The organism is Kitasatospora sp. NPDC004240, assembly GCF_053603215.1.
The window spans coordinates 1-9,933 of sequence record NZ_JBSGFD010000258.1 but is presented as its reverse complement, the minus strand read 5'-3'; the positions used below and the strand labels follow the sequence as shown (position 1 = coordinate 9,933).

General features: G+C 73.5%; 9 protein-coding genes and 1 pseudogene. 5 read left to right on the top strand and 5 right to left on the bottom strand.

Features of this window, described 5'->3' with window-relative positions:
• From ACWEQL_RS38015 to ACWEQL_RS38005, 3 genes and pseudogenes are all read left to right on the top strand, one after another.
• Window positions 1-346 (top strand): annotated as a pseudogene (locus ACWEQL_RS38015) (peptidoglycan-binding protein); the annotation flags it as partial.
• Window positions 343-1,101 carry an ABC transporter ATP-binding protein gene (locus ACWEQL_RS38010; protein WP_452155429.1) on the top strand — a complete coding sequence of 253 codons (759 nt, stop codon included), beginning with the start codon at window positions 343-345 and terminating at the stop codon, window positions 1,099-1,101. The pseudogene ACWEQL_RS38015 and the gene ACWEQL_RS38010, both read left to right, overlap by 4 nt.
• Before the next feature lie 14 nt (window positions 1,102-1,115).
• On the top strand, window positions 1,116-2,345 hold the full coding sequence (locus ACWEQL_RS38005) for an ABC transporter permease (RefSeq protein ID WP_452155427.1): 1,230 nt from the start codon (window positions 1,116-1,118) through the stop codon (window positions 2,343-2,345).
• Window positions 2,346-2,450: 105 nt separating this feature from the next.
• Here ACWEQL_RS38005 and ACWEQL_RS38000 read toward each other — a convergent pair whose 3' ends face one another.
• Complete coding sequence (locus ACWEQL_RS38000) at window positions 2,451-4,280, bottom strand: acyl-CoA dehydrogenase (RefSeq protein ID WP_452155425.1); 1,830 nt, start codon at window positions 4,278-4,280, stop codon at window positions 2,451-2,453.
• Between the two features lie 240 nt (window positions 4,281-4,520).
• Between ACWEQL_RS38000 and ACWEQL_RS37995 the strand changes: the two genes are divergently transcribed.
• Together ACWEQL_RS37995 and ACWEQL_RS37990 are read left to right on the top strand one after the other, a co-directional pair.
• Window positions 4,521-5,027 (top strand): SseB family protein, encoded by a 507-nt coding sequence (locus ACWEQL_RS37995; RefSeq protein WP_452155422.1) that lies wholly within the window; start codon window positions 4,521-4,523, stop codon window positions 5,025-5,027.
• 181 nt (window positions 5,028-5,208) lie between these two features.
• On the top strand, window positions 5,209-6,180 hold the full coding sequence (locus tag ACWEQL_RS37990) for a pirin family protein (protein ID WP_452155420.1): 972 nt from the start codon (window positions 5,209-5,211) through the stop codon (window positions 6,178-6,180).
• 138 nt (window positions 6,181-6,318) lie between these two features.
• Here ACWEQL_RS37990 and ACWEQL_RS37985 read toward each other — a convergent pair whose 3' ends face one another.
• The 4 genes from ACWEQL_RS37985 to ACWEQL_RS37970 all read right to left on the bottom strand — a co-directional run bounded on the left by ACWEQL_RS37985 (window position 6,319) and on the right by ACWEQL_RS37970 (window position 9,810).
• The gene (locus ACWEQL_RS37985; protein WP_452155418.1) at window positions 6,319-7,140 is read right to left on the bottom strand and encodes an integrase; all 822 of its coding nucleotides are present in this window, start codon (window positions 7,138-7,140) and stop codon (window positions 6,319-6,321) included.
• 367 nt (window positions 7,141-7,507) lie between these two features.
• A complete protein-coding gene (locus tag ACWEQL_RS37980; protein ID WP_452155416.1) occupies window positions 7,508-8,131 on the bottom strand; it encodes a TIGR03086 family metal-binding protein in 624 nt (207 codons plus the stop codon).
• Window positions 8,128-9,036, bottom strand: a complete 909-nt coding sequence (locus ACWEQL_RS37975; RefSeq protein ID WP_452155414.1) for an alpha/beta hydrolase — start codon at window positions 9,034-9,036, stop codon at window positions 8,128-8,130. Before ACWEQL_RS37975 ends, ACWEQL_RS37980 begins: the two co-directional genes overlap by 4 nt.
• A 120-nt stretch (window positions 9,037-9,156) precedes the next feature.
• Window positions 9,157-9,810 carry a TetR/AcrR family transcriptional regulator gene (locus ACWEQL_RS37970; RefSeq protein WP_452155412.1) on the bottom strand — a complete coding sequence of 218 codons (654 nt, stop codon included), beginning with the start codon at window positions 9,808-9,810 and terminating at the stop codon, window positions 9,157-9,159.
• Window positions 9,811-9,933 lie beyond the last annotated feature (123 nt).

The window sequence follows — 9,933 nt, the reverse complement described above, 5'->3', positions numbered from 1 at the left end:
CGGCGGCGCTGGCCAGGGCGGCGGCGCGGGCGCGCCGCAGGCCGGCGGGCCCGCCCAGGTCCCGGTGACGATCGTCCCCGCAGCCCCGCTGCCGGCGGCGCTGAACGGCCGCAACGTCCGGCTCACCGTGCTGCGGGACGACAACGACAAGCCGGTCACCGCGGTCCCGGTGGCCGCGATCAGCACCGACGCCGCCGGCCGGACATCGGTCACCGTGGTCGACGCCGCGGGCAGTCGGACGACCGTGCCGGTGACCACCGGGGTGTCGGCGGACGGCATGGTCGCCGTCGTGCCGGTCGCCGGCGCCGTGCTCCGGCCGGGCGACCAGGTGGTGGTGGGCACGTGAGCGACCGCGAGCCGCCGGTGATCGCCCTCACCGGCGTCGGCCGCAGCCACCCCGGCGAGCCGCCGGTGACCGCGCTGCACCCCTGCGACCTCACCGTGCGCCGGGGCGAGTACCTGTCCGTCACCGGGCCGTCCGGCTCCGGGAAGTCCACCCTGCTGCACCTGCTCGGTCTGCTGGACACCCCGACCACCGGGCGCTACGAGCTCGACGGCATTCACACCGGCGGTCTGCGCGACCGCGAGCGGGCGGCGCTGCGCGGACGGCGGATCGGCTTCGTCTTCCAGTCCTTCCACCTGCTGCCGCACCGGACGGCCGAGGAGAACGTGCAACTCGCCCAGGTCTACAACCGCACCCCCGCCCACACCCGCCGGGCCGCCGCACTGGACGCGCTGCGCCGGGTCGGCCTCGGCCACCGCACCGACGCGCTGCCCACCACGATGTCCGGCGGGGAGCGGCAGCGGGTGGCGATCGCCCGCGCCCTGGTCAACCGCCCCAGCCTGCTGCTCTGCGACGAACCGACCGGGAACCTGGACTCGGCCAACGCGCAGGCGGTGCTCGACCGGTTCGACGAGCTGCACGCGGAGGGCTTCACCCTGGTGGTGATCACCCATGACCCTTCCGTCGCCGCCCGGGCCGGCCGCCGGGTGACCCTCCACGACGGCGTGCTCTCGGCCCGCACGGAGGTCCCACCGGAGGCCGTCTCGGAGGTCCCTGCGGAGGACCCCGCCGAGCGCGCGCCGGAGACGGCCCGGTGAGCGGTGGCCGGCCCGTGCAGCCGCCCTCCCGGCTGGGGCTGCGCGACCTCGGCTCGGAGGCGCTGTCCGGCATCCTGCAGCGCCCCGGCCGCTCGGTGCTCACCATGCTCGGCACCGTGCTCGGCATCGGCGCCTTCGTGGCGGTGCTCGGCCTGACCGCGACGGCGTCCGGCCAGATCGGCGAGCAGTTCAGCCTCACCCGGGCCACCACCGTCACCGTGACCGACCGGCCCGCCACCGACGGCGTCGCCCCCGGCACCAACCCGCCGTCGAACTTCCCCGAGGACGCGGACGGCCGGCTGGCCCGGATCGACGGGGTGGAAGCGGCGGGCGTCTGGTGGCCGCTCCCGTCCGCCCCGGTGATCACCGCCCGGCCCGCCGGCGAGAACGAGGGCTCGGGCCTGTCCGTGCTGGCGGCCACCCCGGGCGCGGTGGCCGCGATGGAGCCGACGCTGACGGCCGGGGTCACCATGGACGCGTTCGTGCAGCACACCGGCCAGCCGGTGGTGCTGCTCAGCCAGGCCGCCGCCAAGCGGCTCGGGGTCACCCGTCTCGACGCCCGGCCCGCGGTGTTCCTCGACGGCCTGCCGTACACGGTGATCGGCGTCTACTCGGACGTCCGGCGCCAGCCCGGCGCCCTGCTCGGGATGATCATCCCGGCGCGCACGGCGCTGGAGCGGTTCGGCCCTCCCGGTACCGAGCCCGACCGCGCCGCCCAGGCGCTGGTGGCCACCCGGGTCGGTGCGGCCACGGTGGTCGCCGAGCAGGTCGCGACGGCGCTGCGGCCGGACCGGCCGGACGCCTTCACGGTGGTCCCGCCGCCCGACCCGCACAGCCTGCAGGACCGGGTGACCTCCGACCTGACCGGGCTCTTCCTCGCCCTGGCCGGGATCTGCCTGCTGGTCGGCGCGGTCGGCATCGCCAACACCACCCTGGTCGCCGTCCTGGAGCGCACCGAGGAGATCGGGCTGCGCCGCGCGCTGGGCGCCCGTACCCGGCACGTCGCCGCCCAGTTCCTCACCGAGTCGACGGTGCTGGGCACGCTCGGCGGGCTGATCGGCACCTGCCTCGGGGTGGTGACGGTGGTCGCGGTGGCCGCCGCCCGCGAGTGGACCGCCGTCCTGCAGCCCGCCACCACCCTGCCGGCCCCGCTCATCGGCACCGTGGTGGGCCTGCTGGCCGGCCTCTATCCCGCCCTCCGGGCCGCCCGCACCGACCCGCTCACCGCCCTGCGCACGGCCTGAACCCCGCCCCGGGCGGGCAGCACGAAGGGGGCCCACCGTGGCGGTGGGCCCCCTTCGTACTGAGGGTGGGTCAGGCAGTCGGTGCGGCGTCGGAGGGGGTGCCTCCTAGAACGCCTCCTCCGCCAGGTCCATGATCTCGCCGTCGATGCCCTCGGCGATCAGACGCTGCGGGGCGGTCGTCGGCAGCACGTTGCGGGCGAAGAAGCGGGCGGCGGCGACCTTGCCCTGGTAGAAGGGGACGTCCTTCTCGGTGGCGCCGGCCTCCAGCTTGGCCAGGGCCACGGCGGCCTGGCGCAGCAGCAGCCAGCCGACGACGACGTCGCCGGAGACCATCAGCAGGCGGGTGGTGTTGAGGCCCACCTTGTACATGTTCTTGACGTCCTGCTCGACCGAGGAGAGGTCGGCGAGCAGCTTGCCGATGATGGCCTCCAGGTCGCCGGCGGCCTTGGCGAGCAGCTCGCGCTCGGCGGCCAGGGCGTCGCCGCCCTCGGCGCCGGCGAGGAACTTCTGGATCTGCTCGGACAGCGCGGTCAGCGCCTGGCCGCCGTCCTTGACGATCTTGCGGAAGAAGAAGTCCTGGCCCTGGATGGCCGTGGTGCCCTCGTAGAGGGTGTCGATCTTGGCGTCCCGGATGTACTGCTCGATCGGGTACTCCTGCAGGTAGCCGGAGCCACCGAAGGTCTGCAGGGACTGGGCGAGCTGCTCGTAGGACTTCTCCGAGCCGTAGCCCTTGACGATCGGCAGCAGCAGGTCGTTCAGACGCTCGGCGGCCTCGTCGGTCTCGCCGCGCAGGCGGGCGGCGATCACGTCGTCCTGGGTGGAGGCGGTGAACAGCACCAGCGCGCGCATGCCCTCGGCGTAGGCCTTCTGGGTCAGCAGCGAACGGCGCACGTCCGGGTGGTTGGTGATGGTGACGCGCGGGGCGGTCTTGTCCAGGAACTGCGAGATGTCGGCGCCCTGCACGCGCTCCTTGGCGTACTCCAGCGCGTTCAGGTAGCCGGTGGAGAGGGTGGCGATGGCCTTCGTGCCGACCATCATGCGGGCGAACTCGATGATCTTGAACATCTGGCGGATGCCGTCGACCTTCTCGCCCAGCAGCCAGCCCTTGGCCGGGTGCTTGGCACCGAAGGTCATCTCGCAGGTGTTCGAGGCCTTGAGGCCCATCTTGTGCTCGACGTTGGTGGCGTAGACGCCGTTGCGCTCGCCCAGCTCACCGGTCTGCCAGTCGAAGTCGTACTTCGGCACGATGTAGAGGCCGAGGCCCTTGGTGCCCGGCTTACCGCCCTCGGGGCGGGCCAGCACCATGTGGATGATGTTCTCGGACATGTCGTGCTCGCCCGAGGTGATGAAGCGCTTGACGCCCTCGATGTGCCAGGAGCCGTCCTCCTGCTTGATCGCCTTGGTGCGGCCGGCGCCCACGTCGGAGCCGGCGTCCGGCTCGGTGAGGACCATGGTGGAGCCCCACAGGCGGTCGGTCATCCGCTTGGCGACCTCCAGCTGCTCCTCGGTGCCCTCCTCGGCGATGACGCCGGCGAAGGCCGGGCCGGAGGAGTACATCCAGATGGCCGGGTTGGCGCCGAGGATCTGCTCGGCGAAGGCCCAGATCAGCGAGGACGGGGTGACCTGGCCGCCGATGGACTCCGGGATGCCCAGACGCCACCACTCGGCGTCCATGAAGGTCTGGTAGCTCTTCTTGAAGGAGGCCGGGATCGGGGCGGTGTTGGTCTCGGGGTCGAAGACCGGCGGGTTGCGGTCGGCGTCGACGAAGGACGCGGCGAGGTCGTTCTCGGCCAGACGGGAGATCTCGCTCAGGATGTTCTTCGCGGTCTCGACGTCCATGTCGGCGAACGGTCCGGTGCCGTACACCTGGTCGCGGCCGAACACCTCGAAGAGGTTGAACTCCACGTCCCGCAGGTTGGACTTGTAGTGACCCATGGCCGTTTTCTCCGGTTCGTCGCTTCCGGGAGTCCGCCGCGTTCGGGCGCCCCGTACCCACCAGTAGACATCATGATGCTACCCGGCGGTAACTTGTTCAAGCCCCCGGCGGTGAATCCGCTATGAACACGGTCACGTGCCCGGTGGGCGCACCGCACAGCACGTTCCACAAGAGGGGCATCCACTCCTTGTCAGGATCGACCGCCGCGCGGGGAGCGGCGCTCCCGCTAGCCTGTCCGTGTGTACGGCTATGACCAGAACGCATACCCGGGCGACCCCTACCAGCAACAGGCGGGTCCGCAGCCGGGAATGAACGGCATGCCCGGCCCCGGGCCGTACGGCGAGCAGGCCCAGGCGGGCCAGCAGCAGTCCCTGTACCCCGAGCCGTCGCCACCCTCGCTGGCGGACGCCGTCCGGGCCTTCACCACCGGGTCGATGGCGGTCGAGGACTTCCAGGCCATCTTCATCACCTCCAAGGTGCACTGCCCGCGCGGCGACCGTCCAGGGTTCCTGGCGCTGCACAACACGCCGACGCCGGTGATCCCGATGTTCAGCTCGCTCAAGGAGCTGCGCCGCTACGCCGGCAAGGAGTCCAAGCACTTCACGGTGACCGGCGCCGAGGTGCTGGACCTGCTGCCGACCGGGTACGGCTTCGCGCTGGACATGGAGGGCGAGCACCGGATGGTGTTCGACGCCAAGGCGGTCGAGCAGATGGTCGACTTCACCATGCGCCGGATGTACGGCTAGCCCCTCGCCGCGGCCCCGGCCGACCGGGAGCCCCGCAGGGCCTCGTGGGGCCCCGCGGGGTCTCGTGGGGCCGATCCCGGCCCCGGCATCGACAAATGGTTCAACTTTCAACTTGCCTCTTGTTGAGGATTGAACTAATCTCTCCCATGTAGGCCACAGAACTCCCCAGAAGGAGGCCGACATGCCCGCCGTGACCGTCGACAACCCGCTGACCCTCCCGCGCGTCGCCACCCCGGACCCCGCCGTCACGAGCGCCCGGCCGGTCCTCACCGTGGTCACCGCCCCCGAGGGCTACGAGGGCGAGGGCTTCCCGGTCCGCCGCGCCTTCGCGAAGATCAACACCAAGTACCTCGACCCGTTCATCATGATGGACCAGATGGGCGAGGTGGACTATCAGGCCGGCGAGCCCAAGGGCACGCCCTGGCACCCCCACCGGGGCTTCGAGACCGTCACGTACATCATCGACGGCACCTTCATCCACCAGGACTCGCACGGCGGTGGCGGCGTGATCACCGACGGCGACACCCAGTGGATGACGGCCGGCTCCGGGCTGCTGCACATCGAGACCCCGCCGGAGTCCCTGGTGATGTCCGGCGGCCTCTTCCACGGGCTGCAGCTCTGGGTCAACCTGCCCGCCGCCGACAAGATGATCGCGCCCAAGTACCAGGACATCCGCGGCACCAGCGTCAAACTGCTGGCCTCCTCGGACGGCGGCGCGCTGCTCCGGCTGATCGCCGGCGACATCGACGGCCACGAGGGCCCCGGTGCCACCCACACCCCGATCACGATGATCCACGTGTCGGTGCACCCCGGCGCACAGGTCACCCTGCCGTGGCGGGCCGACTTCAACGCGCTGGCCTACGGACTGGCCGGCAGCGGCTCGGCCGGCACGGAGCGGCGCCCGTTCCACATGGGCCAGGCGGTCGTCTTCGGCGACGGCGACTCCCTCACCATCCGCGCCGACGAGAAGCAGCCGGACTCCCGCAGCGCCAACTTCGAGGTCGTCCTCCTCGGCGGCCTCCCGATCCGCGAGCCGGTCGCCCACTACGGCCCGTTCGTGATGAACAGCCACCGGGAGCTCCAGCAGGCCATGGAGGACTTCCAGGCCGGTCGCCTCGGCACCATCCCCGCCGACACCAACCTGGGACGCTGACGGCCCGTCGTGAGAGGCCCGGACCGGGAACGGTCCGGGCCCTCGCACGACCGGTTCGGACCGCCTGCCGCCGCCTCGCGGCCCCAGCACGGCCACGCACTTGATCGACCGACCCGGCCGTACGACGCCCCGGCCCCGCTACAGCAGCGCGTAGAGGGCCGAGGCGTCGTCGTGCGTCTTGCCGCGCGGCCAGCGCTCGCAGGAGGCGTCCGCCCGCTCCACCTCGCGGACCTGGGCGATCAGCTCGGCCGGGCCGGCCTCGGCGAGCAGCCGCAGGGCGTCGCCCCAACTGCCCAGGCCGAAGCGCTCGGTGTAGCGCGAGGCGCCGTCGGTCAGCGCGGCCACCGCGTGCAACCGGTCCAGGCGGACGAAGCCGGTCTCCGCGTACGTGGCGGCGCGCGGGCTGGCCGCGGCGATCCACGGGCCCTGCCCGCGGTTGCGGGCGCTGCGCACGGCCAGCGCGTAGCGCAGGTGCAGATCCGCCCGTTCGGCCGTACCGGGCACGGTCGACCAGACCTGGCGGCGCAGTTCCTCGCCGCCGGGGAAGCGCTGGTTGTCGCCGATCACCTTCGGCGGGCCGTCCTTGAACTGGAGCACCAGCAGCGAGTCGCCGAGCACCAGGTACTCCAGCGAGGCGCCGTGCCTGCGGGCCGCCACCACCATGGCGGCGGGGGTGTTGGGATGGGCCAGGTCGCAGCGGCCGCCGTGCAGCGCGGCCGTCTCCACGATGGCGTCGGCCAGGCACTCCGCGATCGAGCGGTCGGCCCGGTCGGTCAGCCGGGCCAGCAGGTGCACCCCCAGCCGCCGCACGTACCAGGGGGTGCCGTGGCGGCACCCGGACTCCATGCCGGTCGGTGAGCTGGAACCGTCGAGCAGTACCAGCGCCTCGGGCGAGGCCACCGCGAAGTCCTCGCTGTCGCGGTCCGGCCGCCGTGCTTCCCCTGCCAGCTGTACACGCATCCCGCCAGTGTGGACGCCCGGACCGCCCTCGCCCAGACCCTTGCGCCCGGCGTGGCCGGTCCGTCCGGTGGCAGCCGGGGCGATCCGGCCATACCGTCGGATATCGAGTGGACAATTCGGCCAATCGGGGCCATGTGGGTTTGGGATCTCCTGGCCACACCTTCGGGGGTCCCGGGAGGCCCGGGACTGACGAGGAGTACGGGATGTTCTGGGAGTTCGTCGTTCTGGTGGTCGCCTCGTTCGCGTTCCCGATCGCCGCCCTGCTGTTCCTGATCGGCGGGCCCCGCTTCCCGGACGAGCAGCGCGACGGCGGGTGATCCGCCGGGCCTGCCCGGCGCGCCTGTCCGCCGCGCCCGTCCGCCGCGTCTCAGGCGCCCGGCGGCCGCCAGGCCGGGTCGCGGCCGAGCAGGGCCAGCGCCCGGTCGAAGGGGCCGACCGCCGGATCGTCGGGCCCGCGCTCGCGGAACGCCCGGCCCGGCGCCCGGTCGGCGGGGCCCGCCGGGACCTCCCGGGCCACCGCCAGCAGGGCGCCCGCCAGTTCGGGATCGCCGTCCACCACGTCCGTGACCCGTTCCGGCACGCCGAGCGCGGCGGCGACGTCCCAGCCGTGCACCAGGGTGTCGAGCAGGTGGAAGCCGACCGCCCGGCGCAGCGGGACGGTGCGCTCCGTGCTGATCTCGGGCAGCCACAGCTCCACCGACCCGGCCGCCGTGGCGGCCGCGCCGAAGGCCGCCGTCAGCTGGTCGGCCGAGGTGCGGAACGCCGTGAGCGGGCCGCCGGTCAGCGGGGCGTCCTGCCAGGTCGCGAGGTCGGGCCCGGCTCCCCAGGCGGCGGCCGCGAAGCCCCGGTGCTGGCCGACCACGTGCTCCAGCAGGCGGCCCAGCGTCCAGCCGGCGCAGGGGGTCGGCAGGTCCAGCCGCCCGGGCCGGACGGCGGCCACCGCGTCGCCGGCCACCGCCAGCGCCCGGGTGTGCAGCTCCAGCGGGATCACGCCGGGACCTCCCGCCGGCCGGCCGGGGCGCCGCCGCCGGCCGGGTCGGGCGTCAGGAAGCCGATCGCGTTGTCGACCACGGTCGGCTCGCCCAGCACCCGGCGGTGGCCGAGGCCCCGGGTGACCAGCAGGTCGAGCCGCTCGCCGTAGGCCGCCTTGAGCCGGTGGGCCTGGTCGAGGCGGACCACGTCGTCGTCCTCGTCGTGCACCACCAGGATCGGCAGCCCGACGTCCTCGGGCCGGTGGGCCGCGTCGAAGTGCTCCCAGATCGAGCCGATGCCCTCGCGCTGCGGGGTGTCCGCGAACAGCACCCGCTCGATCCGGTGGTTCAGCTCCCGTTCGATCCGGGCGGAGAGCCCGAGCTGGGCGCAGAACTCCGACGGCAGGTAGCCGAACTCGGCGACCCCGGCCACCGCGACCAGTCGCCCGGCCCGTACGCCGCCGCGCAGCGCCAGGAAGGCGCAGGTCACGCCGAAGGAGTGGGCGATCACCGACTCGAAGTCGCCGTACCGCCGGTGCAGCCGGCGGATGATGTCGCGGACCTCCAGGATGGTGGTCGCCCGGCCGCCGGACCCGCCGTGGCCGGGGGCGTCGAAGGAGACCGGGCTGAGGCCCAGCGCGCGCAGCCGGGGGACGAAGGCGGCGAAGCGGGAGGCCCGGGACTGCCAGCCGTGCACCAGCAGGACGGGCCGGGCGCCGTCGCCCCACCGGTAGGTGACCACGCGCTTGCCGTTCACGGTGATCTCCTCCGTGACGGCCCCCTCGTGCAGCTCGCGCTCGGCGCCGCGGACCCGGCCTCGCCGGACGGGGTGCTTGAACAGCTCGAACGCGAGCCGGCCGGCCAGCCGTGGGGCGACCAGCGCGGTGGTGTTGAGAGCGGGGCGGATCAGTGCGGACGGGTCCATGGTGGTCTCCCCTGGTCGGGTGTTCCGTCGGGTGGTGCCGTGCCCTGGGCGAGATATTAGCACGATCGTTCGTGCAGTTTTATGGACGCGGAAACCCGCGGCCGCCGACGACCACCCCGCTCAGGGCGCCGGCAGCAGCTCCGGATCGGTGGCCTCCGCCAGCAGCAGCCGCCGGGCCGCCGCGGCCGCCCGCTCGTACGGGCCCTCCTCGCCGAACAGCATCGCCTGCGAGTTCGCCAGCTCCATGAACCCGCTCAGCTCGAACGCCAGCTGCGCCGGATCCGCCCCCGGCCGCAGCCCGCCCTGGGCCCGGGCCTGCGCCAGCGCGTCGCGCAGCGCCCCCGCCCAGTCCCGGGCGCACTCCGCCAGCAGATCGCGCACCGGGCCCGGCCGGGCGTCGAACTCGGCGTTGACCTCGTAGAAGAAGCAGCCGCCCGGGAACACCCGGGCCCGCGAGTACTCCAGCCAGCCCGAGCAGAGCCGCCAGACCCTGACCAGCGCGTCCCGCTCGTCCTCCACCGGCGCCACCACGGCGTCGTAGAAGATCCGCCGGGCCGCCCGGACGGTGGCCAGCTGGAGCTCCTCCTTGGAGCCGAAGCCGGCGAACACCCCGCTCTTGCTCAGGCCCAGGTCGGCGGCGAGCCGGCCGATGGACAGCGCCTCCAGGCCCTCGACCGAGGCGATCTCCACCGCGCGCCGCAGCACCGCGCGCCGGGTCTCCTCCCCGCGCCGGACCCGTCCGTCGACGCGCGCACCCGTGGCAGCACCGGCCATCGTCCACCTCCTGCGGTGATTCGGTCAGGGAAACGGCGCCGGGGGGCCCCGGGTGGCGGGGGCCCCCCGCCCGGGGCGGGGCGCCCCCCCCCGACCGGGTCTCGGCCGCATCCGTACGGCGGC

Bases quoted from the DNA above. Each gene is read 5' to 3' on its own strand.
- ACWEQL_RS38000 (WP_452155425.1), bottom strand. From the start codon at position 4,280: ATGGGTCACTACAAGTCCAACCTGCGGGACGTGGAGTTCAACCTCTTC.
- ACWEQL_RS37975 (WP_452155414.1), bottom strand. From the start codon at position 9,036: ATGGACCCGTCCGCACTGATCCGCCCCGCTCTCAACACCACCGCGCTG.
- ACWEQL_RS37990 (WP_452155420.1), top strand. From the start codon at position 5,209: ATGCCCGCCGTGACCGTCGACAACCCGCTGACCCTCCCGCGCGTCGCC.
- ACWEQL_RS37985 (WP_452155418.1), bottom strand. From the start codon at position 7,140: ATGCGTGTACAGCTGGCAGGGGAAGCACGGCGGCCGGACCGCGACAGC.
- ACWEQL_RS37970 (WP_452155412.1), bottom strand. From the start codon at position 9,810: ATGGCCGGTGCTGCCACGGGTGCGCGCGTCGACGGACGGGTCCGGCGC.